The sequence below is a fragment of the Myroides sp. JBRI-B21084 genome (assembly GCF_030545015.1).
Lineage (GTDB): Bacteria > Bacteroidota > Bacteroidia > Flavobacteriales > Flavobacteriaceae > Flavobacterium.
The window spans coordinates 1,151,526-1,172,797 of the sequence record NZ_CP120653.1 but is presented as its reverse complement, the minus strand read 5'-3'; the positions used below and the strand labels follow the sequence as shown (position 1 = coordinate 1,172,797).

Sequence of the window (21,272 nt, the reverse complement as noted above, 5' to 3'; positions counted from 1 at the left end):
ATTTAATATTTAATTTCTACATTTAATTGCCTGTTTTCTTTAACTGCTTTTTTATCCATTGCAGTTCCTACAGTTACGCCAATTGCTACACCAATGGGTAGACCTAACGCAAATAAACCAGGGTTTCCTAAAAAAACTCCTGCAAGTACCCCAATTGGTATACCAAAAACAGTCATCCCTAGTGCTAAATAAAGTGTGCGGTAATAATTTTTAGGAACTAATTGTATTTCTTTTTCAATTAACCTTAAAATAGCAGTTTGTTTTTTCTTAATAACCTTTCTTAAATCGTTTGTTGTTAAAGAATTAGAAGTATTAATTTCTTCAACTTCTTTATTAATTAATTGAATTATTGAATCGGGTATTTCCTTTTTTCTTAATTCACTTAACAATGTATCAAACTGATTGTAAAGCTGATTTAATTTTACATCGCTTGCTAAATTTTTTACTCCTCTTAAATTAATTATCGTCATCATTAATCTTCTTCTTCAACAACTTCGTGATTATTTGAATAATTGCGCCAACGATCTATGGCAGCAACCATATCGGCAGGTATTTCGGTATCAAATTGCATGTACTCTTTTTTTATAGGATGCATGAAACCTAAAGTTTTTGCATGTAAGGCTTGGCGTGGTAAAACTTTAAAAGTGTTTTCAACAAACTGTTTGTATTTAGTAAAAGTAGTTCCTTTTAAAATTTTGTCGCCACCGTAACGTTCGTCGTTAAATAAAGTATGCCCAATTGCTTTCATGTGTACACGAATTTGGTGCGTTCTACCTGTTTCTAATTTACATGAAACCAGTGTTACATACCCCAAACGTTCTATTACTTTGTAATGCGTAACGGCATGTTTTGCTCCGTTTGAATCATCAGGGAACGATGCCATTTGCATACGATCTACTTTATGGCGACCAATATAACTTTCTATTGTACCTTCATCTTCTTCAACATTCCCCCAAACAATAGCAATATATTCGCGTTCGGTTGTTTTTTCGGCGAATTGTTTTTGCAATTCGGTCATTGTCCATTCTGTTTTGGCAATTACCAGTAACCCTGTTGTATCTTTATCAATTCTGTGAACTAAACCTGGGCGTTCTGAACTATTTAAAGGCAAATTTTCAAAATGATAGGCTAAAGCATTCACTAAAGTACCCGTGTAATTACCATGCCCCGGATGTACCACTAAACCAGCTGGTTTATTAATTACCAATAAATCATCGTCTTCATATACAATATCTAAAGGAATGTTTTCGGGAATAATAATGTTTTCAAAAGGCGGTTGCTCCATTAACACACGTACCACATCGTTTGCTTTTACTTTATGGTTTGATTTTACAGGAACATCGTTCACAAAAATGTTTCCGTTTTCTGCCGCTTTTTGTATTTTGTTTCTAGTTGCGTTTTCAACTAAATTCATTAAAAATTTATCAACACGCAAAGGTGCTTGTCCTTTACCTGCTTCAAAACGATAATGTTCGTGTAAATCGTCTTCTAGTAAGTTAGTATCGTCTATCATTTTAAAAAATTGAGTCAATTGCTGGTGCTACATCTTCGTACATTTCACCTAAAGAATCAACTTCGGGTTTGTACCCCAGCATGCCATCGCCTAATATTAAATTAATTTTTGAATTTTTAAGTACCTTATCTCCAGCACGTAAAATTCTTCCGTCTTGTTCCACACGTAAAACCACATCTTTGGCAAAATCGGGTTCGTATTTTACTTCGCCTTTTTTCAAACCTAACGATTCTAAAATTGAAGTAGCATGACACAACGTACGTCCATCTAAATTAGGTAAACGTAAAGAAGAATAACCTTTTGCATTTATTTTTACATAAATTTTGCGCCCTTCTTTAACAGCATCATTGGGTTTAGGATCTTGCTCTGAAATTGTATACGGTGGATATTTAGGGTTAAAATCAATGGTATCTATAACAATTATTTCAAAACCATTTTCAGCAACTGCATCCATAGCTTTTTCAACTTTCATTTTACGCAAATCGGGTATTGCAATTTCTTTCCCATGACGCGTAAAAATATTTAAAAACTGTAGTGTTCCAAAACCTAGTAATACAACAATTACAATTGCCGAAATTAAAGAGAAAAAAAACTGCTTACTTTTTATGAATGATATAATACCCATAGTGTTATTAATTTTAGCAAAGTTATCAATTATGTTTCGTGTATTTTTATAAATTTGTTCAAACTAGCAAAAAATACACGTTACAAAAATAAAAATATAAAAATACATTATTAAATGAAAAATGTAGCAATTATTATGGGAGGATATTCTAGCGAATATAAAATATCCTTAAAAAGCGGCGAAGTTGTTTATAATCATTTAGATAAAACTAAATATAATTTATACAGTATTCACATTTTAACCGAAGGTTGGTTTTATGTAGACGAAAATAAAAATAGATTTGTAATTGATAAAAATGATTTTTCGGTTACGGTTAATGGTACAAAAATAACTTTTGATGTTGTTTTTAACGCTATTCATGGTACACCGGGCGAAGACGGATTGATACAAGCCTACTTGCAATTGCTAAATATTCCGCAAACATCGTGTAATTATTATCAATCTTCATTAACTTTTAATAAACGCGATATGCTTTCGGTTCTTAAACCTTATGGTATAAAAACGGCAATATCGTATTACCTTAATAAAGGTGATGTTATAAATGCAGAACAAATTATACAACGTGTAGGCTTACCTTGTTTTGTAAAACCTAATAAATCGGGCTCTAGTTTTGGAATTTCAATGGTTAAAGAAAGTGAACAACTAGTACCTGCTATTGAAAAAGCTTATGTAGAAGACGATGAAATTATTATTGAAAGTTATTTAAAAGGTACAGAAGTTTCGGTTGGTGTTATAAAGTATAAAAACGATACCATTGTTTTACCTATAACCGAAATTGTATCAGAAAACGACTTTTTTGATTACGAAGCAAAATACGAAGGTAAGTCTAGCGAAATAACACCTGCTAGAATTTCAGAAGAAGAAAAAACAAAAATAGAAGATGTTGCCAAACGCATTTACACCATTTTAAAAATGGATGGTTTTTCGCGTTCAGAATTTATTTTAGCTGGTGGCGAACCCTTTTTATTAGAAATGAATACAGTACCTGGCTTAACAACAGAAAGTATTTTACCACAACAAGCGCGCGAAGCAGGTATTTCGTTAAACGATTTATTTGAGAATGCAATTGAATTAGCCTTAACACGAAATAAATTTTAATGAAAAAAGCAGTTTTTCCAGGTTCGTTTGATCCCATAACCAATGGCCATGTTGATGTTATTACACGTGCTTTGCCTTTGTTTGATGAAATTATTATTGCCATTGGTAGCAATGCCGATAAAAAATACATGTTTACTCTTGAAGAACGTATGCGGTTTATTCAAGAAACATTTGCAAACGAACCAAAAATTAAAGTTACCAATTATCACGGACTTACTATTGATTTTTGCAAAGAACAAAATGCCGATTTTTTATTGAGAGGACTAAGAAATCCGGCCGATTTTGAATTTGAAAAAGCCATTGCACATGCCAACCGATTGGTATCGGGTATAGAAACTGTATTTTTGTTAACAGCAGTTGACACGTCTTTTATTAGTTCAAGTATTGTACGCGATTTTATTCGCAACAATGGCGATTACAGTTTATTGGTACCAAAAGCGGTAAAAAAATAACATTAATTATTTAAAATGAATCAAGAAATTGAAATTGAAACTAAAAGGTTAATTTTAAAAGGTATTTCTCCTGCGTTTATCCATCAATTATTTCAATCCAAAACCAAACAACAAATTATAAATTTTTTTGGGGTAGATGAAAACGGATACAATCATTTTAAAAACATGCACGAAAACGGTATGGAAACTTTTAGGATTTCGCAATTTTTTTTCTTGTTAATTAATAAAGAAACCCATTTACCTATTGGCGATTGTGGCTTTCATACTTGGAACAAAACACACAACCGCGCCGAACTTTATTATGGTTTAAGAAACGAAAAGGATAAACAACAAGGATTTATGACCGAAGCTTTACAAGCTGTTTTAAATTTTGGCTTTAACGAAATGAATTTGCACAGAATTCAAGCTTTGGTAGCTAAAGAAAATACCGCATCGATAAAACTACTTAACCGTTATCAATTTTTAAAAGAAGGTACCATACGCGAAGATTACGTAGTTGAATCGGTTAATGAAAATTCTGAATGTTATTCTTTATTAAAATGGGAATGGTTGAAAAAAAAATTATGAAAAATAGCAAATACAAAAACACTTCAACCGAGGATTTAGTCAGAAAAAAAAACACACTTAAATATGTATTAATTGGCTTAGTAATTGTAGATTTTTTAGCTTGTGCCTTTTTTGCTTATTTATTTGTATATGAAGAATTAAGAATGGATAGTAAAAACTATATCCCAATTATTTTTTTACAAACAGTAAGTGTTTTTTTAATTATTGTAAACTTAAATAATTTAAGTACCGAAATAGAAAATCGGAAAGAGATATGTTTCTGATTAACAGTAATAAAAAATGAGTTCATTAAAATGAACTCATTTTTATTCTAGCTTTTTTATAGTCCCTTTTTGTTTGTTGGTATCGCCAACAATATTGTATTCAAACGTGTACCCATCATCATTTGTAGTTAAGATTTTAATTTGAACTGCTTTTTTATCAGCCATATTTTTAGGATGCATTTTTTGTAAAATGTATTCACAATCGTTAATCCAACGAATAGTTGCCGTATCTTTTTTTCCTTGATACGTTTCTATTTCATATTGATTTGTACGTACAAAAGTTGAAGAATGTTTAACTCCGTTTATTTCTTGTTCAAACAAAAAAGTTCCAGTTTTAAAATCGGTACAATTTCGCTCTTGCTGGTAACAACTTGTAAGTAAAACAGTTGCAGTTATAAATAAAAGTTTTTTCATAATTAATCATTAAATAAACCATTTACCATGGTTTTTAATCCTTTAAAAAATAAATACATGGCGTATAAACAAATTAAACAACCTAATATTAAAACTGGATAATACAATAGATGTTCTTTGTTTTTAAAAGATGAATTTATAATAATAGGACCTACAAACATTAAAGGTATGGCAATAAAAATTTTTTGTAAACCTTTGTAAATTCTGGTTTTATCGGTTTTAGGAGTTTCCATTATTTGGTGTAATTTTTAATTGCGTTACGCACATTTCCATAAGTTTCAATAAGCTGAGTAGCTTTATCTAATGACACATTTAATTCATTCATAACCATACTTATAGCTCTGTTGACTAATTTATGGTTTGAAAGTTTCATATCAACCATTTTATTTCCTTTTACATGCCCTAATTGAATCATGGTAGCAGTTGATATCATATTTAAAACCAATTTTTGAGCAGTACCAGCTTTCATTCGCGAACTTCCTGTAACAAATTCAGGGCCTACAACTACAACAATTGGGTACTTTGCTAAAAGCGCAACCGGACTTCCCTGATTACATGTAATAGCACCAGTTGGTATTTGGTTATTGTTACAAAATTGTAAACCACCCAATACATAAGGCGTAGTACCTGATGCAGCTATGCCAATAACAAAATCGTTGCTGTTAATTTGGTACGCTTTTAAATCAATTTCGGCTTGTGTTTCGTTATCTTCGGCATTTTCAACTGCCATACGTATGGCAGTATCGCCACCAGCAATTAAACCTATTACTTTGTCATAAGCTACACCAAATGTAGGTGGACATTCAGATGCATCTACAACACCTAATCGCCCCGATGTACCAGCACCAATATAAAACAAACGCCCACCTTTTTTTAGCTGTTCAACTACTTTATGTACTAAAATTTCTATTTGGGGAATGGCTTTTTGTACGGCTAATGGTACTTGTTGATCTTCCTTGTTGATATTTAAAAGCAAATCGCTTACACTCATTTGTTCTAAATGATTGTATTTCGAATCAGACTCAGTAATTTTATCAAACGACATATATAAATATTTGAACACAAATTTAAAGAAAAATAACTAAGTGGTTTAATTTATACTTACAAAACAAATTTTAAATAGTACTTTTGCAGCAAGTAGACCACCTTATCGCTGGCTTAGGTCAGAGGAAAGTCTGGGCACCATAGAGCAGAATAGCGGGTAACGCCCGTCCGCCGTAAGGTGAGGACAAGTGCAACAGAAAGTATGTACAGTTAGGCTGTAGTGAAACCAGGTAAACTCTATTCGGTGAAATGCCATGTATACCAACGTTAAGTGCTGCTCGCGCAAGTTGGAGGGTAGGCAGATTGAACTTTTAAGTAATTAAAAGTCTAGATAAATGATAAGGACTTGCTTTTAGCAATGTACAGAACCCGGCTTATAGGTCTACTTTTTATTTAATTCTTTCATTATCTTTATTTTACTTAATTTTACCAGTACTTTTACAACAATGTATATTTTAAACATTAAAACATTTTGTTATATAGATAAGTTTTAAGAATTTTGGCAATCAATAAAACAAACCCATGTTAACTACCTATTATATCAGTAACAATATCTTAAGTTTAGAAGAATTAAACTTAATAATTAGTGAAAACCACCAATTAGCCTTATCGGAAGAAGCTATTGCAAATATTAACAAATGCCGTGCGTATTTAGATAATAAAATGCAAACACAAACCAACCCTATTTATGGAATAAATACAGGATTTGGGTCATTATATAGTGTTAAAATTTCGAACGAAGATTTAACTACACTTCAAGAAAATTTAATGAAATCACACGCGTGTGGTACTGGCGACCAAGTGCCTCACCAAATTGTTAAAATAATGCTGTTGCTTAAAATTAAGTCGTTAAGCTACGGAAATTCGGGCGTGCAATTACAAACTGTTGAGCGATTAATTGATTTTTACAACAACGATATCTTACCAATAGTGTACACACAAGGTTCATTAGGGGCATCGGGAGATTTAGCACCACTTGCACATTTGTGTTTGCCATTAATTGGCGAAGGCGAAGTTTACATGAATGGTGAAACTATTGCTGCTAAACAAATGCTAACCGAAAAAGGTTGGGATATGATTACGTTACAATCAAAAGAAGGCTTAGCATTATTAAACGGCACCCAATTTATGAGTGCATACGGTGCTTATATTTTACTAAAAACTGCAAAACTATCTAAATTAGCCGATACAATTAGCGCCGTTTCTTTAGAAGGTTTCGATGGTAGAATTGATCCTTTTAACAACCTAATTCACATGGTACGTCCGCACAAAGGGCAAGTAACAACTGCTAAATACATGTGCAGTATTTTAGAAGGCAGTTCTTTAATCAATCAACCAAAAAAACACGTACAAGACCCCTACTCTTTCCGTTGTATTCCACAAGTTCACGGGGCTTCAAAAGATGCAATTGATTATGTAGAAAAAGTTTTTAAAACCGAAATTAATTCGGTTACCGATAATCCAAATATTTTTGTTGACGAAGATTTAATCGTATCTGGCGGAAATTTTCATGGCCAACCTTTGGCTTTAGCATTAGATTTTTTAGCAATTGCTTTAGCCGAATTAGGAAACATTTCAGAACGCAGAACCTATCAATTAATATCGGGCTTACGTAATTTACCACCTTTTTTAGTAAATAATCCAGGGTTAAATTCAGGTTTTATGATACCACAATATACTGCTGCAAGCATTGTAAGTCAAAACAAACAATTGGCTACACCTGCAAGTATTGATAGTATTGTTTCTAGTAACGGCCAAGAAGACCACGTTAGTATGGGTGCTAATGCGGCAACAAAAACTTTAAAAATTGTTGAAAATTTAGAGCGAATTTTAGCAATTGAATTATTTAACGCAGCACAAGCCTTAGAGTTTAGACGACCATTACAATCAAGTGAATTTATTGAAAATTTTGTTGCAGCTTTTAGAAAAGAAGTTCCTACAGTGCAAGAAGACCGAATTTTGCATTATGACATTCAAAAAAGTATACAATTTTTAAATAATCATACCTTTTAATTAAAAAAAACGAATGCACTTTTTGTTAAATAAAAGTGCATTTTACTTTTATTAAAATAGTTATATTTGCCAGATATTACAAAAACAAAGTTTTGACATCAGAAAATAAATTAAAAATTTTAAACGACCCAATTTATGGCTTCATAACCATACCAACAACATTGTTGTACGATTTAATTCAGCATAGGTATTTTCAGCGTTTGCGTAGAATTAAACAAATGGGGTTATCGTCTTTAGTTTATCCAGGTGCAGAACACACACGTTTCCATCACGCGCTTGGCTGTATGCATATGATGCAAAAAGCAGTACAAGTATTGCGCTTTAAAAATGTAGCCATTTCTAAAGATGAAGAAGAAGCGCTTTACATAGCTATATTATTGCACGATATTGGTCATGGACCTTTTTCGCACGCAATGGAACATAGTATTGTAGAAAACATTCATCACGAAGAAATTTCTTTGCTTTTTATGGAAGCTTTAAATACTGAATTTAATGGAAAATTATCGTTAGCTATCGAAATTTTTAAAGGAAATTATCCACGTAAATTCTTAATTCAGCTTATATCTTCTCAACTAGATATGGACCGAATGGATTATTTAAAGCGCGACAGTTTTTACAGCGGTGTTGCCGAAGGAAACATAAATTCTGAACGTTTAATTCAAATGATAAATGTTCATAACGATGTTTTAGTAGTTGAAGAAAAAGGAGTTTATTCTGTAGAAAAATTTTTAGTAGCACGCCGTTTAATGTATTGGCAATGCTACTTACACAAAACAAGTGTTGGAGCCGAATTGTTGCTTTCAAAAATTTTAAAACGTGCCAAACAACTAACTTTAAACGGGGTAGATTTACAAGCAAGTAACGCCTTAACCTTTTTTTTACAAAATTCGGTTTCTAAAGCAAACTTTACGAACCAAATTTTAGAAAACTTTGCTTTGTTAGATGATGCCGATGTTTACACAGCATTAAAAAATTGGCAATTTCATAATGATAAAGTTCTTTCCTTTTTAAGTAGTGCAATTGTAAACAGAAAGTTATTTAATGTACAATTGATACCAGAAAATGAAGTAGCGGGCAAATTGCAACAATATAAAAAATGGTGTAAAGAAACCTTTTTAATTAACGAAAACGAAATAGATTACTTTGTTTTTGGCGATAAATTAAAAAATCAGGCTTATGATTTAAAAGCCGACCCTATAATTATTTACAAGAAAAATAACGAAATTGTTGATGTGTTAGAAGCATCAGACCAATACAATTTAAAGGCTTTAGCAGAACCAGTATATAAATACTTTATATGCTACCCAAAAGGATTAGCTAAAGTTAATTAAAATTTAATATTTTTGTACTCAATGAAGATTACAGCAGAACAAATTGCCGAAGTTTTAAACGGTACCGTTGTGGGCGATTCTACGGTAGAGGTTTTTAAATTAGCCAAAATCGAAGAAGGTGAACAAGGGGCAATCACTTTTTTATCAAACGCTAAGTACAACAACTATTTGTACACAACAAACGCGTCTATTGTAATCGTAAATAAAACTTTTCAGCCCACACAACCTGTAAAAGCAACCATGATACAGGTTGATGATTCGTACAAAGCATTTACCAAAATATTAGAATACGCCAACCAAATAAAATTAATGAAATCGGGTATCGAACAACCATCTGTAATTTCAGAAGGTGTATCTTACGGAACCGATTTGTATTTAGGAAGTTTTTCGTATATTGGCAAAAACACAAAAATTGGCAATAATGTAAAAATATACCCTAATTCATTTGTTGGCGATAACGTTGAAATAGGCGATAACACCATTTTGTATGCAGGTGCACGTATTTATTCTGAAACCATTATTGGTGAAAATTGCGTGATTCATTCTGGAACAATTATCGGTTCTGACGGTTTTGGTTTTGCACCAAATCCAGATGGCACCTACGATAAAATACCTCAAATTGGAAATGTTATAATTGAAAATAATGTAGAAATTGGATCATGTACAACCATAGACAGAGCTACATTAGGATCAACCGTAATTCGCAAAGGGGTTAAATTAGATAACCAAATACAAATTGCACATAATGTAGAAGTTGGCGAAAATACTGTAATTGCATCCCAAACAGGTATTGCAGGTTCTACCAAAATAGGTAAAAATTGTATAATTGGCGGACAAGTAGGCATTGTTGGTCATATTACAATTGGCGATAACGTACGTATACAAGCACAATCTGGTGTAGGTAAAAGCATTAAAGATGGTGAAATGATACAAGGATCGCCTGCCATGGGATACAACGATTTTTCAAAATCGTATGTCTATTTTAGAAAATTACCAAGCATCGTAAAAGATCTTGAAGAAATAAAAAAAACAACCGATAAAGCAAATTTAAGTTAAATAGTTATGGTTAAACAGAAAACCATCGGCCAAGAAATAACAATTGAAGGTGTAGGTTTACACACAGGGCAACAAGTAGTAATGACCTTTAAACCCGCACCCATTAACAATGGTTTTACTTTTGTTAGAGTAGATTTACCTGGAAGTCCGGTAATTGAAGCAGATGCAAATTACGTAGTTTCAACAGAACGTGGTACAAATTTAGAATGTAAAGGCGTACAATTACACACTACAGAACACGTTTTAGCAGCATTTGTTGGTTGCGATTTAGACAATGTTATTATTGAATTAAACGCTTCTGAACCACCAATTATGGATGGTTCATCTAAATTTTTTGTTGAAGCTGTAGAAAAAGCAGGTATCGTTGAACAAGATGCCGAACGCAACGAATACATCGTTAAAGAAGTAATTTCGTATACCGATGAACGCACCGGTAGCGAAATTATAGTAATGCCTGCAGACGAATATCAAATCACAACCATGGTAGATTTTGGTACCAAAGTACTAGGTACACAAAATGCAACCTTAAAAAACATGGGCGATTTTAAAAAAGATATTTCTGAAGCAAGAACTTTTAGCTTTTTACACGAAATTGAAACCTTATTAGCACACGGATTAATTAAAGGTGGCGATTTAAACAATGCTATTGTTTATGTAGATAAAGAAATATCAAACGAAACTTTACAACACCTAAAAGTTGCGTTTGGTAAAGACGATATCGCCGTTAAACCTAACGGAATTTTAGATAATTTAACCCTGCATTATCCAAACGAAGCAGCTCGCCATAAATTGTTAGATGTAGTAGGAGATTTAGCCTTAATTGGCACACGTATTCGTGGAAAAGTAATTGCAAATAAACCCGGACATTTTGTAAACACACAGTTTGCAAAAAAAATGTCTAAAATTATAAAAGCCGAACGCAGAAATCAAGTACCTGTTTTTGATTTAAATAAAGAGCCTTTAATGGATATTACCAAAATAATGGCCATGTTACCACACAGGTTTCCAATGCTTTTGGTAGATCGTATAATAGAATTATCAGACTCGCACGTGGTGGGTATGAAAAATGTAACCATGAACGAAGAATTTTTTCAAGGCCATTTTCCAGGTGCACCAGTAATGCCAGGGGTTTTAATAATTGAAGCTATGGCTCAAACCGGAGGTATTTTAGCGTTAAGCACGGTACCAGATCCTGAAAATTATTTAACCTATTTTATGAAAATAGATAATGTACGTTTTAAACAACAAGTATTACCAGGCGATACATTAATTTTTAAATTAGATTTAATCAGTCCTATTCGTAGAGGTATTTGCCACATGCAAGCAGTAGCTTATGCAAACGGAAGAATTGTTACCGAAGCCGAATTAATGGCTCAAATAGTAAAAGCAAAGTAGTAATTAATATTTTATAGAATGAATCAACCATTAGCATACGTTCATCCCGGAGCAAAAATTGCTAAAAATGTGGTAATAGAACCTTTTACAACCATACACAACAATGTGGAAATTGGTGAAGGAACTTGGATAGGATCGAATGTTACCATTATGGAAGGGGCACGCATTGGAAAAAACTGTAAAATTTTTCCAGGAGCGGTAATATCGGCTGAACCACAAGATTTAAAATTCGAAGGCGAAGATACTACTGCCGAAATTGGCGATAATACCACTATACGCGAATGTGTTACCATTAACCGTGGTACAAAAGATCGATACCGAACTATAATAGGTAAAAATTGTTTAATTCAAGCATACAGCCACATTGCACACGATTGCATTGTAGGCGATAACTGCATATTCTCTAACTCAAGTACCCTTGCGGGGCATGTAACTGTTGGCGATTTTGTAGTTTTAGCAGGTATGGTTGCTGTTCACCAATTTTGCACAATTGGCTCGCACTCATTTATAACAGGTGGTACATTAGTACGTAAAGATGTTCCACCATATATTAAAGCAGCACGTGAACCAATTTCGTATGTTGGTATCAACTCTGTAGGATTACGTAGAAGAGGTTTTGATTCAGAAAAAATAAGAGAAATACAAAATATTTATCGCGTACTGTATCAAAAAAACTACAATAACTCACAAGCGATAGATCTTATTGAAACCGAAATGGAAGCAACTCCTGAACGCGATGAAATTATTCAATTTGTACGTAATTCTTCTCGCGGAATTATGAAAGGTTACACAGGTGTTTATTAAAAAAATATATTAAATTAAAAATAAATTATGGCAAGTACATCAGATATTAGAAACGGATTATGTATTAAATACAACAACGATATTTTTAAAATTGTAGAATTTTTACACGTAAAACCAGGTAAAGGACCTGCATTTGTACGTACAAAAATGAAAAGCTTAACATCGGGTAAAACGTTAGACAACACCTTTTCAGCAGGACATAAAATTGATGTTGTTCGTGTTGAAACACATACTTTTCAGTACTTATACAACGAAGGAAACGATTTTCATTTTATGAATAACGAAACTTTTGAACAAATTACGTTAGATAAAAATATCCTTGATGCACCCGATTTACTAAAAGAAGGTACCAACGTAATGGTTCAAATTAATACCGAAACCGAATCGCCTTTATCTGTTGATATGCCAGCCTCTATTGTACTAGAAGTAACTTATACCGAGCCAGGTGTGAAAGGAAATACTGCTACAAATGCTACAAAACCAGCAACTGTAGAAACGGGTGCTCAAGTAAACGTACCTTTATTTATAAACGAAGGCGATAAAATTAAAATTGATACAGCTTCAGGTAGTTACATTGAACGTATTAAAGAATAAATAACAAATGAGATTTCCTAAAACATATCGTTTAGAAAATATTGCAGAAATAATTGGGTGTACTTTTGTTGGTTCACCCGATTTTCCTGTTTTAGGAATGAACGAAATTCACGTAGTTCAACCCGGAGAAATTGTTTTTGTAGACCACCCGAAATATTACGATAAGGCTTTAAATTCAAACGCAACTATTATCTTAATTAATAAAGATGTTGAATGCCCTGAAGGCAAAGCATTGTTAATTTCAGATGATCCTTTTCGCGATTTTAATAAATTATCAACTTATTTCCGTCCGTTTCAAGCGTCATCAGCAGCAATTTCATCAACAGCAACTATAGGCGAAGGTACCATTTTACAACCGAATGTATTTATTGGCAACCACGTAAAAATTGGCAAAAATTGCATCATACATGCAAATGTTGTTATTAACGATCATTCAATAATTGGCGATAATGTTGTAATACATGCAGGAACCGTTTTAGGTGCCGATGCTTTTTATTATAAAAAACGTACCAATTTTTTCGACCCGTTAATTTCTTCTGGTGCTGTAGTTATTGAAGATGATGTTACACTAGGAGCTCTTTGTTCAATTGACAGAGGAGTTACGGGAGACACAACCATTAAAAAAGGTACCAAAATAGATAATCAGGTACACATTGGACACGACACTATTATTGGTGAAATGTGCTTAATTGCTGCACAATGCGGAATTGCAGGTTGTGTAGTAATAGAAAATAATGTTACCATCTGGGGGCAAGTTGGAACAACAAGTGGAATTAACATAGGCGAAAATGCCGTAATTTTAGCAAAAGCAGGTGTTTCTAAAAATTTAGAAGGTAATAAAGTGTATTTTGGTGTTCCTGCCGAAGAAGCGCGTGAATATTACAAACACGTTGCTAAGGTTAAAAATTTAGTAAAATAACAACTTATGAACAACCCTTTACAAATTGTAAAAAAGTTTTACGAATCGGCAGGTATTTTAAACAAAATTTATTGTTTAGATATTTTTCATGAAGATATTCAGTTAGAATGGCACAGTTCTAAAGGACATTTATTGTTAGAACATGCCGATTTAATGGCTCTTTCAAAAGATTTAAAACATTCTTACTTTGATTTACGTGCCGAAGTTCATGATGTAATGAGTGAAAACAATAAAGTAATGATTCGTTATACCTATTACGTACGTACGCTTGAAAATCCCGATGAGGAATTGGTTTTAGCTACGTTTTTTAATGTATGGGAACTAAAAGACAACAAATTATACAAAGGGGTTCAAATGAGTCAATTGGCAAATTTGTAAAAAATTAAACCAAAAAATTTTAATATTATTCATTAAACATTATTTTTGTAAAATAATTCAAAAAACGATAATTATAAATAAATTATGAGTGTATTAGTAAACAAAGATTCTAAAATAATAGTTCAAGGATTTACAGGAAGCGAAGGAACGTTCCATGCTTCACAAATGATTGAATACGGTACAAATGTTGTAGGTGGTGTTACTCCTGGTAAAGGCGGAACTATGCATTTAGATCGTCCTGTATTTAATACAGTAAAAGATGCTGTTGAAAAAGCAGGTGCAGATACATCTATTATTTTTGTTCCACCAGCATTTGCTGCAGATGCAATTATGGAAGCTGCAGAAGCTGGCATTAAAGTAATTATTTGTATTACAGAAGGTATTCCGGTTGCCGACATGGTTACTGCTTACAACTATGTAAAAACAAGAGAAAATTGTCGTTTAGTTGGTCCTAACTGTCCTGGTGTTATTACTCCAGGTGAAGCAAAAGTTGGTATTATGCCAGGTTTTGTTTTCAAAAAAGGTTCAGTTGGTATCGTTTCTAAATCGGGTACATTAACTTATGAAGCCGCAGACCAAGTTGTAAAACAAGGCTTAGGTATAACAACTGCTATTGGTATTGGTGGTGATCCAATTATTGGTACAACTACTAAAGAAGCTGTTGAATTGTTAATGAACGATCCAGAAACTGAAGCTATCATTATGATTGGTGAAATTGGTGGTCAATTAGAGGCAGATGCTGCACGTTGGATCAAAGAAAACGGTAATAAAAAACCAGTTATTGGATTCATTGCAGGTGAAACTGCTCCTAAAGGTCGTACAATGGGTCACGCAGGTGCAATTGTTGGTGGTGCTGATGATACAGCAGAAGCTAAAAAACGCATCATGAGAGAATGTGGTATCCACGTTGTAGATTCACCAGCTGAAATTGGTAAAAAAGTAAAAGAAGTTTTAGGATAATTTATTTTCTATATAACAAAAAAACGCGATGATTAATTCATCGCGTTTTTTGTTATATTAAAGAATTTCTAATAATTCAACTTCAAAAATTAAAGTACTAAATGGACCAATTTCTTTTGAAATTTGCTGATCTCCGTAAGCACTATCTGAAGGTATAACAATTTGTGCTTTTGTACCTATTTGCAACAAAGGCATTACTTCTTGCCAACCTTTTATAAGTTTACTAATTTGGAATTCTGCTGGTTTACCTCTGTTAACCGAACTATCAAAAACTTCGCCGTACACATTTGTACCGTGGTAATGGCAGCGTACTGTATCACTTATCAATGCTAAATTACCAGTACCTTGCTGTAATATTTTAAACATTACACCGCTTGGTAAAAGCGTAACGTTATTTTCGTTTTTAAAATTTTCTTGATATAAATTACCTTCACGTTTGTTTTTTTCGGCTAATTCCTGCTTTCTTTTAAGTAATAATTCTGCTACACCCATATTGTATCTTGTCTTTTTTAAAAATCTTTATGTTCTGCCCTATTTCCCTTTAATCGCTAATACGATTTTGGAGCGTTTTAAAATATTGAAATGCTTTAAAAAGACGAGTACCATACCACGAAAACATTTCACCATCTACAAAAACAGTTTTAGCATGATGTGTGGCTCTACCAATTTCAAAAGCATGTTCTTCTTTAAAAGGGTAAGGTTCCGATGATAAAAACACCAATTCAGGATCGCCTTGAATACGCATTTTTCTAATCTCAACCTCGGGATATCTACCTTCAAGGCTACTATAAATATTTGTAAACTTATTTAAAAGTAACATTTCGTTAATAAACGTATTGTTGCCAGCTGCCATATAGGGTTCGCGCCAAATTAAGTAAGCAGCTTTTTGCCATGCTTTATTAGCCATAAAAGCATTAAAATCGTTAAAAGCAAAACTAATTTTATCAATCCATTTTTTTGCATCGGTGGTACGCTTAAAAATTGTTCCAAAATTGGCAATAGTTTTTAATGTATCATCTACAGTTACAATATCAGTAACAAAAACAGGACAAATATCTTTTAAGCTGTTTATTATTTCTAACGTATTTTCTTCTTTATTAGCTATGATAATATCTGGAGTAAGCGCTTTAACTTTATCAACATGCACGTTTTTTGTACCGCCTACATTAATTTTAACCGATTTTAAATGAAAAGGATGTACACAAAATTTGGTTATTCCTTTTATTTCATCTTCTAAACCCAATTCGTATAAAGTTTCTGTTAGTGAAGGCACTAACGAAATAATGCGTTTGGGAGTTTGACTAAACGTGTGCACGGTTCCTAAATCGTCCGTAATTACTAACATATTAATTATTTTGTAAATGTAAAGCCATTTCGCTTTGTAGTTTCAAGGCTTCGGCACGGGCCGCTTCTGCAAAATTTTCGTTGTTTGATGCATAAATAATACCTCGTGATGAGTTTATTAGCAAACCTACATTGGCACTCATACCATACTTACAAACTTCGGCTAAGCTACCACCTTGTGCACCAACGCCTGGTACTAACAAAAAACTATCTGGAACAATTTTTCTAATTTCGGTAAAATATTCTGCTTTTGTAGCGCCAACAACATACATTAAATTTTCACTATTTTTCCAAGATTTAGAAGTTTCTAAAACGGTTTGGTACATTGGTTTACCTTCAACTTCTTTTGTTTGAAAATCAAAAGCACCTTGATTTGAAGTTAAAGCCAACAAAATGGTATGTTTGTTTTCAAAAGCTAAAAAAGGTTCAACCGAATCTTTGCCCATATAAGGAGCTACAGTTACCGAATCAAAATTTAAATCTTCTAAAAATGCCTTAGCATACATAGTTGATGTATTTCCAATATCGCCACGCTTTGCATCTGCTATTGTAAATATTTCTGGATAATTTTCGTTTATGTATTTTATGGTTTTTTCTAAAGACAACCATCCTTTTAAACCATAAGCTTCGTAAAAAGCAGTATTTGGTTTGTATGATACACACAAATCATGCGTAGCATCAATAATAGCTTTATTGAATTCGAAAATTGGATCTTCTGTATTTAATAAATGTTGAGGAATTTTAGTTAAATCAACATCTAAACCAATACATAAAAATGATTTTTTTTGTTGAATTTGCTCGTTTAGTTGTTTTGTTGTCATTGTTTAAAGTCTTAAAAAAAAGCCTCTTAAATAGAGGCTTTCCAAATATAATAAATTAAAATACTTCTGATTCTTTTAACTTTTCGGTATTTGATACTAATTGTAACTCATCAATTACTTTTTGAATGTTTCCATTCATAACACCGTCTAAATCGTAAATTGTTAAACCAATTCTGTGATCGGTAACACGACCTTGCGGATAATTGTAGGTACGAATTTTAGCAGAACGGTCGCCCGATGAAACTTGAGAAGATCGTTTTGTAGCGTCTTCTGCTTGCTTCTTTGCCAATTCCATTTCGTATAAACGCGAACGCAATACAATTAACGCTTTGTCTTTGTTTTTGTGTTGCGATTTTTGATCTTGACATTGTGCCACCAAACCTGTTGGAATGTGTGTTAATCGTACCGCCGATTTTGTGGTATTTACCGACTGCCCACCTGGACCAGACGAACAGAAGAAATCAACACGAACTTCGTTCATATCTATTTGCACATCAAACTCTTCCGCTTCAGGTAATACCATAACCGTTGCTGCCGATGTGTGCACACGCCCTTGTGTTTCGGTTTGTGGAACACGCTGTACACGATGAACGCCGGCTTCGTATTTCAACGTTCCGTAAACATCTTCTCCAGTTACTTCAAAAATAACTTCTTTAAAACCGCCCGAAGTACCTTCGTTTAAATCAACAACCGAAGTTCTCCAACCTTTATTTTCGCAATATTTGGTGTACATTCTAAATAAATCGCCAGCAAAAATTGAAGCTTCATCACCACCTGTACCTGCACGAATTTCAACCATTACGTTTTTAGCGTCTTCTGGATCTTTAGGAATAAGCATGAACTTTATTTCTTCTTCAAGTTCAGGTAAACGCGTTTGCGCTTCGTCTAACTGCATTTTAGCCATTTCTACCATTTCAGCATCGCTCCCATCGGCAATAATTTCTTTGGCTTCGCTAATATTTCCAACTACATTAATATATTCCTCGCGTTTTTCAACCAAGGCCTTTAAGTCTTTGTATTCTTTATTTAATTGCACATAACGTTTTTGATCGGCAATTACATCTGGCTGAATAATCAAGTCAGACACCTCATCAAAACGTTGTTTTACATATTGTAAACGATCTAACATCATATAGTTAAAGATTTCAGTTTGCAAATTTAAGAAAAATTGCCCAAGCAAAAGCATTGCTGTATAAAAACTTTTATTGGTTGAAGTCAGATTTTTTAAAACACCCTACTTACTGATTTACAAACTATTAAATTTTAAATTAAAATTAAACGTTTATTTTTATCTATTTTTATTTGGAACAATTCTACATTACAGCTTACATTTGCCAATAGATTCAGTCTAAATTAATATAAAATGAAATTGCGATTTATTATTTCGATTATAGTTTTGTTCTTCACACAAGTTATAATTGCACAAACAGTAAAAATTAAAGTTGAAAACAACTTAAAAACGGCAATTGCAAATGCTACCGTTTCATCTGGAAATGAAGTTATTGCACTTACCAACGAAAAAGGAGAAGCGCAGCTAGATGCTGCTAAGATTTTAGATAATTCTGTTATTGTTTCGGCACCAAATTATAGCGATACTTACTTTTTATTTGGATCGATAAACGACATTAACGAGTATGTTATTGTACTTGAAAATCAAAGTACTAATTTAGATGAAATAGTGGTTACAGTTGGTAGAAAACCCGAACATATAACTACCGTACCTTCATCGATTACAATTTTAAATGAAGAAGATATTGCGTTGCAAAGTGCCATATCAAACAACTTATCATCTATTTTAGGAAATTTAGTTCCTGGTTTAGGTACAACAACAAACAAAGCAACAAATGCAGGACAAACGTTACGCGGACGACAAGTTTTGGTTTTAATTGATGGGGTACCACAATCTACACCACTAATGAACGGGCAACGAGACATAAGAACTATTGACGCACAAGCTATTGAACGTGTTGAAATTATAAAAGGAGCAACTTCAATTTACGGAAACGGTTCTGGTGGCGGTATTATTAACTATATTACTAAAAAAAATCCAAAAACAAATAGTTTTCACGGAACGTCAATTTTAGGTACAAATTTTAATCCAATTCATGGAAATGAAACGCTAGGCTATCGCGCATCACAGTACTTTAACGGTCGTAAAAATAAATTCAGTTATGTTGCTGGCGCATCATATGCCTATACAGGCTTACAACGTGATGCTAAAGGTGAACCTTTAGGGCAAACCGATGGCTTATCAAACACTAATCAAATAAATGGTTTTACAAAATTAGGATATGATTTTACCGATCATACCAACTTAACAATGCTTTACAATTATTACGGCAGTACACAAAAAGCAAAATACATTAGCAAAACAGGCGTTTATGGTCAAACACCTACAGTTGGTATAAAAGGTACAGAACCTGGTGAAAATGCTGGAACGCCTTACAACCACAATTTTATGTTTACGTTTACAAAAGATAATCTATTTAATACCACTAAATTAGATGTTACCGCTTATGTAAATTCGTTTCGATCAATGAACAGATACGTTGCCAATTCAAGTGCTTGGTATGGTGCTGGTCAAACTAAAATTAACTCAAATAAAAAAGGATTGCGTATTAATTTAAACACACCTATTAATACCAAATTTCCAATTGATTTAACGTATGGATTAGATGTTTTAAACGACGTGACTTACCAAGATTTAGTTGATGGTCGTGTGTATATTCCAAAAATGGATATGGCAAATATTGCGCCTTATGCCCAAGTTAGAATAGACTTTTTTGATCATTTAATTTTTAAAGGAGGCGTGCGTTACGAAAATGCAACTGTAAATGTAAAAGATTACCAAACAATTGCTACCGGACCAAATAACGAAGGAAGTATTTTTGTTCAAGGTGGAAAAATACCTTACGAAGCAACAATGTTTAACGCTGGTTTACGTTATAAAAAATATGCTTATTTTAACCCTTTTGTAAGTTTTTCACAAGGATTTGCAATTAATGAATTAGGTAGAATTTTACGTAAAGCGACTGAAAACACAATTGAAAGTTTAGCTACCGACCCTATCATAACAAACAATTACGAAGCAGGTTTTAGTAGTCGTTTTTCTAAATTTAACTTTTCGGCAGCATATTTTATAAGCACTTCTAAATTAGGTGTAAATCTAGTTGATGTAGGTGGATATTTAACCCCACAACGCGAACCTGAACGTGTATATGGCTTTGAAATTGCTTTAGATTATTTTACAAATGACAAACTTAGTTTTGGTGGAAATTATTCGTTTGTTGAAGGAAAAGCTACTTTTGACGACGGATCTAAAGTATATTTAAATGGATCTAGAATTGCACCAGCAAAAGCAGTTGCTTATGTAAACTATTCACCAATAAATAACTTAAATTTGCAACTTTCATGGTTACATACCGATGCTAGAAATCGTTTTGAAAAGAATGAAAAAGGGAAATATAATAATAGCGAAGGACCAATAAAAGCGGTTCAAACAATTAATTTTTCAGGAAGTTATGCTTTTAAAACAAATTGGACTGTTAGTTTAGGTGTAGAAAATCTTTTAAACAACTATTACTACCCTACTGTTAGCCAATACCGTGCACTTGATGCAGAATATGTTTTAGGTAACGGTATAACTACTAGTTTAAATTTACAATACAAATTTTAATATAA

Annotated in this window: 24 protein-coding genes and 1 other RNA gene; 15 read left to right on the top strand and 10 right to left on the bottom strand. The window is 32.9% G+C overall.

The genetic code is table 11. From position 1 onward, the window contains the following. Window positions 1-2: 2 nt before the first annotated feature. Genes P3875_RS05770 through P3875_RS05760 form a run of 3 tightly spaced genes read right to left on the bottom strand, consistent with a single transcriptional unit; the run spans window position 3 to window position 2,138 of the window. Window positions 3-473, bottom strand: a complete 471-nt coding sequence (locus tag P3875_RS05770; RefSeq protein WP_303445329.1) for a hypothetical protein — start codon at window positions 471-473, stop codon at window positions 3-5. After that, window positions 473-1,513 (bottom strand): RluA family pseudouridine synthase, encoded by a 1,041-nt coding sequence (locus P3875_RS05765; protein ID WP_303445328.1) that lies wholly within the window; start codon window positions 1,511-1,513, stop codon window positions 473-475. Before P3875_RS05765 ends, P3875_RS05770 begins: the two co-directional genes overlap by 1 nt. 1 nt (window position 1,514) lies before the next feature. Then, entirely contained in the window at window positions 1,515-2,138 is a 624-nt protein-coding gene (locus tag P3875_RS05760; RefSeq protein WP_303445327.1) for a PASTA domain-containing protein, read from the bottom strand. 114 nt (window positions 2,139-2,252) lie between these two features. Between P3875_RS05760 and P3875_RS05755 the strand changes: the two genes are divergently transcribed. From P3875_RS05755 to P3875_RS05740, 4 genes are read left to right on the top strand one after another with little or no spacing between them, the layout of a single operon-like run. After that, window positions 2,253-3,236, top strand: coding sequence for a D-alanine--D-alanine ligase (locus tag P3875_RS05755; RefSeq protein ID WP_303445326.1), 984 nt, complete (start codon window positions 2,253-2,255; stop codon window positions 3,234-3,236). Further along, entirely contained in the window at window positions 3,236-3,688 is a 453-nt protein-coding gene (coaD, locus tag P3875_RS05750; protein WP_303445325.1) for a pantetheine-phosphate adenylyltransferase, read from the top strand. Before P3875_RS05755 ends, coaD begins: the two co-directional genes overlap by 1 nt. Before the next feature lie 15 nt (window positions 3,689-3,703). Then, window positions 3,704-4,255, top strand: a complete 552-nt coding sequence (locus P3875_RS05745; RefSeq protein ID WP_303445324.1) for a GNAT family N-acetyltransferase — start codon at window positions 3,704-3,706, stop codon at window positions 4,253-4,255. After that, window positions 4,252-4,518 (top strand): hypothetical protein, encoded by a 267-nt coding sequence (locus P3875_RS05740; protein ID WP_303445323.1) that lies wholly within the window; start codon window positions 4,252-4,254, stop codon window positions 4,516-4,518. The genes P3875_RS05745 and P3875_RS05740 overlap by 4 nt, the downstream gene beginning before the upstream one ends. 42 nt (window positions 4,519-4,560) lie before the next feature. Here the strand turns inward: P3875_RS05740 and P3875_RS05735 are convergent, their stop codons facing one another. The 3 genes from P3875_RS05735 to murQ are packed head-to-tail and all read right to left on the bottom strand — an operon-like array spanning window position 4,561 to window position 5,977. Beyond that, window positions 4,561-4,932, bottom strand: a complete 372-nt coding sequence (locus P3875_RS05735; RefSeq protein ID WP_303445322.1) for a DNA topoisomerase IV — start codon at window positions 4,930-4,932, stop codon at window positions 4,561-4,563. Window positions 4,933-4,934: 2 nt separating this feature from the next. Further along, window positions 4,935-5,165 carry a DUF6095 family protein gene (locus tag P3875_RS05730; protein WP_303445321.1) on the bottom strand — a complete coding sequence of 77 codons (231 nt, stop codon included), beginning with the start codon at window positions 5,163-5,165 and terminating at the stop codon, window positions 4,935-4,937. After that, on the bottom strand, window positions 5,165-5,977 hold the full coding sequence (gene murQ / locus P3875_RS05725; protein WP_303445320.1) for an N-acetylmuramic acid 6-phosphate etherase: 813 nt from the start codon (window positions 5,975-5,977) through the stop codon (window positions 5,165-5,167). The genes P3875_RS05730 and murQ overlap by 1 nt, the downstream gene beginning before the upstream one ends. 89 nt (window positions 5,978-6,066) lie before the next feature. On the opposite strand from murQ, the gene rnpB reads away from it, so the two are divergent. From rnpB to sucD, 10 genes are all read left to right on the top strand, one after another. Beyond that, an RNA gene (rnpB, locus tag P3875_RS05720) (RNase P RNA component class A) lies at window positions 6,067-6,369 on the top strand. A 129-nt stretch (window positions 6,370-6,498) separates the two neighbouring features. Continuing rightward, window positions 6,499-7,989 carry a histidine ammonia-lyase gene (gene hutH / locus P3875_RS05715; protein WP_303445319.1) on the top strand — a complete coding sequence of 497 codons (1,491 nt, stop codon included), beginning with the start codon at window positions 6,499-6,501 and terminating at the stop codon, window positions 7,987-7,989. Between the two features lie 92 nt (window positions 7,990-8,081). After that, window positions 8,082-9,320 carry an HD domain-containing protein gene (locus P3875_RS05710; protein ID WP_303445318.1) on the top strand — a complete coding sequence of 413 codons (1,239 nt, stop codon included), beginning with the start codon at window positions 8,082-8,084 and terminating at the stop codon, window positions 9,318-9,320. Between the two features lie 21 nt (window positions 9,321-9,341). Then, window positions 9,342-10,376 (top strand): UDP-3-O-(3-hydroxymyristoyl)glucosamine N-acyltransferase, encoded by a 1,035-nt coding sequence (gene lpxD / locus P3875_RS05705; RefSeq protein WP_303445317.1) that lies wholly within the window; start codon window positions 9,342-9,344, stop codon window positions 10,374-10,376. A 6-nt stretch (window positions 10,377-10,382) separates the two neighbouring features. Continuing rightward, window positions 10,383-11,771: a bifunctional UDP-3-O-[3-hydroxymyristoyl] N-acetylglucosamine deacetylase/3-hydroxyacyl-ACP dehydratase gene (locus P3875_RS05700; protein ID WP_303445316.1), complete on the top strand. Its 1,389-nt coding sequence runs from the start codon at window positions 10,383-10,385 to the stop codon at window positions 11,769-11,771. An 18-nt stretch (window positions 11,772-11,789) separates the two neighbouring features. Further along, on the top strand, window positions 11,790-12,575 hold the full coding sequence (gene lpxA, locus P3875_RS05695) for an acyl-ACP--UDP-N-acetylglucosamine O-acyltransferase (RefSeq protein WP_303445315.1): 786 nt from the start codon (window positions 11,790-11,792) through the stop codon (window positions 12,573-12,575). Between the two features lie 27 nt (window positions 12,576-12,602). Then, window positions 12,603-13,169 (top strand): elongation factor P, encoded by a 567-nt coding sequence (gene efp, locus P3875_RS05690; RefSeq protein WP_303445314.1) that lies wholly within the window; start codon window positions 12,603-12,605, stop codon window positions 13,167-13,169. Window positions 13,170-13,176: 7 nt separating this feature from the next. Further along, window positions 13,177-14,088, top strand: a complete 912-nt coding sequence (locus P3875_RS05685) for a UDP-3-O-(3-hydroxymyristoyl)glucosamine N-acyltransferase (RefSeq protein WP_303445313.1) — start codon at window positions 13,177-13,179, stop codon at window positions 14,086-14,088. 6 nt (window positions 14,089-14,094) lie between these two features. Next, window positions 14,095-14,466 carry a nuclear transport factor 2 family protein gene (locus tag P3875_RS05680; protein ID WP_303445312.1) on the top strand — a complete coding sequence of 124 codons (372 nt, stop codon included), beginning with the start codon at window positions 14,095-14,097 and terminating at the stop codon, window positions 14,464-14,466. A gap of 84 nt (window positions 14,467-14,550) precedes the next feature. After that, window positions 14,551-15,426: a succinate--CoA ligase subunit alpha gene (gene sucD / locus P3875_RS05675; protein WP_303445311.1), complete on the top strand. Its 876-nt coding sequence runs from the start codon at window positions 14,551-14,553 to the stop codon at window positions 15,424-15,426. Window positions 15,427-15,483: 57 nt separating this feature from the next. Here sucD and P3875_RS05670 read toward each other — a convergent pair whose 3' ends face one another. From P3875_RS05670 to prfA, 4 genes are read right to left on the bottom strand one after another with little or no spacing between them, the layout of a single operon-like run. Further along, on the bottom strand, window positions 15,484-15,918 hold the full coding sequence (locus tag P3875_RS05670) for an FKBP-type peptidyl-prolyl cis-trans isomerase (protein WP_303445310.1): 435 nt from the start codon (window positions 15,916-15,918) through the stop codon (window positions 15,484-15,486). Window positions 15,919-15,967: 49 nt separating this feature from the next. Beyond that, on the bottom strand, window positions 15,968-16,771 hold the full coding sequence (locus P3875_RS05665; protein ID WP_303445309.1) for an ABC transporter substrate-binding protein: 804 nt from the start codon (window positions 16,769-16,771) through the stop codon (window positions 15,968-15,970). A gap of 1 nt (window position 16,772) precedes the next feature. Next, window positions 16,773-17,591: an orotidine-5'-phosphate decarboxylase gene (gene pyrF / locus P3875_RS05660; RefSeq protein WP_303445308.1), complete on the bottom strand. Its 819-nt coding sequence runs from the start codon at window positions 17,589-17,591 to the stop codon at window positions 16,773-16,775. Window positions 17,592-17,646: 55 nt separating this feature from the next. Next, window positions 17,647-18,720 carry a peptide chain release factor 1 gene (gene prfA / locus P3875_RS05655; RefSeq protein WP_303445423.1) on the bottom strand — a complete coding sequence of 358 codons (1,074 nt, stop codon included), beginning with the start codon at window positions 18,718-18,720 and terminating at the stop codon, window positions 17,647-17,649. A gap of 234 nt (window positions 18,721-18,954) precedes the next feature. Between prfA and P3875_RS05650 the strand changes: the two genes are divergently transcribed. Then, window positions 18,955-21,267 carry a TonB-dependent receptor gene (locus P3875_RS05650; RefSeq protein WP_303445307.1) on the top strand — a complete coding sequence of 771 codons (2,313 nt, stop codon included), beginning with the start codon at window positions 18,955-18,957 and terminating at the stop codon, window positions 21,265-21,267. Window positions 21,268-21,272: the final 5 nt, after the last annotated feature.

What these genes read in the sequence shown, in the direction of transcription:
- lpxD (WP_303445317.1), top strand. Translation starts at nt 9,342, where the DNA reads ATGAAGATTACAGCAGAACAAATTGCCGAAGTTTTAAACGGTACCGTT.
- P3875_RS05765 (WP_303445328.1), bottom strand. Translation starts at nt 1,513, where the DNA reads ATGATAGACGATACTAACTTACTAGAAGACGATTTACACGAACATTAT.
- P3875_RS05665 (WP_303445309.1), bottom strand. Translation starts at nt 16,771, where the DNA reads ATGTTAGTAATTACGGACGATTTAGGAACCGTGCACACGTTTAGTCAA.
- P3875_RS05680 (WP_303445312.1), top strand. Translation starts at nt 14,095, where the DNA reads ATGAACAACCCTTTACAAATTGTAAAAAAGTTTTACGAATCGGCAGGT.
- P3875_RS05735 (WP_303445322.1), bottom strand. Translation starts at nt 4,932, where the DNA reads ATGAAAAAACTTTTATTTATAACTGCAACTGTTTTACTTACAAGTTGT.
- P3875_RS05755 (WP_303445326.1), top strand. Translation starts at nt 2,253, where the DNA reads ATGAAAAATGTAGCAATTATTATGGGAGGATATTCTAGCGAATATAAA.
- P3875_RS05670 (WP_303445310.1), bottom strand. Translation starts at nt 15,918, where the DNA reads ATGGGTGTAGCAGAATTATTACTTAAAAGAAAGCAGGAATTAGCCGAA.
- pyrF (WP_303445308.1), bottom strand. Translation starts at nt 17,591, where the DNA reads ATGACAACAAAACAACTAAACGAGCAAATTCAACAAAAAAAATCATTT.
- P3875_RS05745 (WP_303445324.1), top strand. Translation starts at nt 3,704, where the DNA reads ATGAATCAAGAAATTGAAATTGAAACTAAAAGGTTAATTTTAAAAGGT.
- P3875_RS05650 (WP_303445307.1), top strand. Translation starts at nt 18,955, where the DNA reads ATGAAATTGCGATTTATTATTTCGATTATAGTTTTGTTCTTCACACAA.
- P3875_RS05740 (WP_303445323.1), top strand. Translation starts at nt 4,252, where the DNA reads ATGAAAAATAGCAAATACAAAAACACTTCAACCGAGGATTTAGTCAGA.
- P3875_RS05770 (WP_303445329.1), bottom strand. Translation starts at nt 473, where the DNA reads ATGATGACGATAATTAATTTAAGAGGAGTAAAAAATTTAGCAAGCGAT.
- coaD (WP_303445325.1), top strand. Translation starts at nt 3,236, where the DNA reads ATGAAAAAAGCAGTTTTTCCAGGTTCGTTTGATCCCATAACCAATGGC.
- efp (WP_303445314.1), top strand. Translation starts at nt 12,603, where the DNA reads ATGGCAAGTACATCAGATATTAGAAACGGATTATGTATTAAATACAAC.
- lpxA (WP_303445315.1), top strand. Translation starts at nt 11,790, where the DNA reads ATGAATCAACCATTAGCATACGTTCATCCCGGAGCAAAAATTGCTAAA.
- P3875_RS05730 (WP_303445321.1), bottom strand. Translation starts at nt 5,165, where the DNA reads ATGGAAACTCCTAAAACCGATAAAACCAGAATTTACAAAGGTTTACAA.
- sucD (WP_303445311.1), top strand. Translation starts at nt 14,551, where the DNA reads ATGAGTGTATTAGTAAACAAAGATTCTAAAATAATAGTTCAAGGATTT.
- prfA (WP_303445423.1), bottom strand. Translation starts at nt 18,720, where the DNA reads ATGTTAGATCGTTTACAATATGTAAAACAACGTTTTGATGAGGTGTCT.
- murQ (WP_303445320.1), bottom strand. Translation starts at nt 5,977, where the DNA reads ATGTCGTTTGATAAAATTACTGAGTCTGATTCGAAATACAATCATTTA.
- hutH (WP_303445319.1), top strand. Translation starts at nt 6,499, where the DNA reads ATGTTAACTACCTATTATATCAGTAACAATATCTTAAGTTTAGAAGAA.
- P3875_RS05685 (WP_303445313.1), top strand. Translation starts at nt 13,177, where the DNA reads ATGAGATTTCCTAAAACATATCGTTTAGAAAATATTGCAGAAATAATT.
- P3875_RS05700 (WP_303445316.1), top strand. Translation starts at nt 10,383, where the DNA reads ATGGTTAAACAGAAAACCATCGGCCAAGAAATAACAATTGAAGGTGTA.
- P3875_RS05760 (WP_303445327.1), bottom strand. Translation starts at nt 2,138, where the DNA reads ATGGGTATTATATCATTCATAAAAAGTAAGCAGTTTTTTTTCTCTTTA.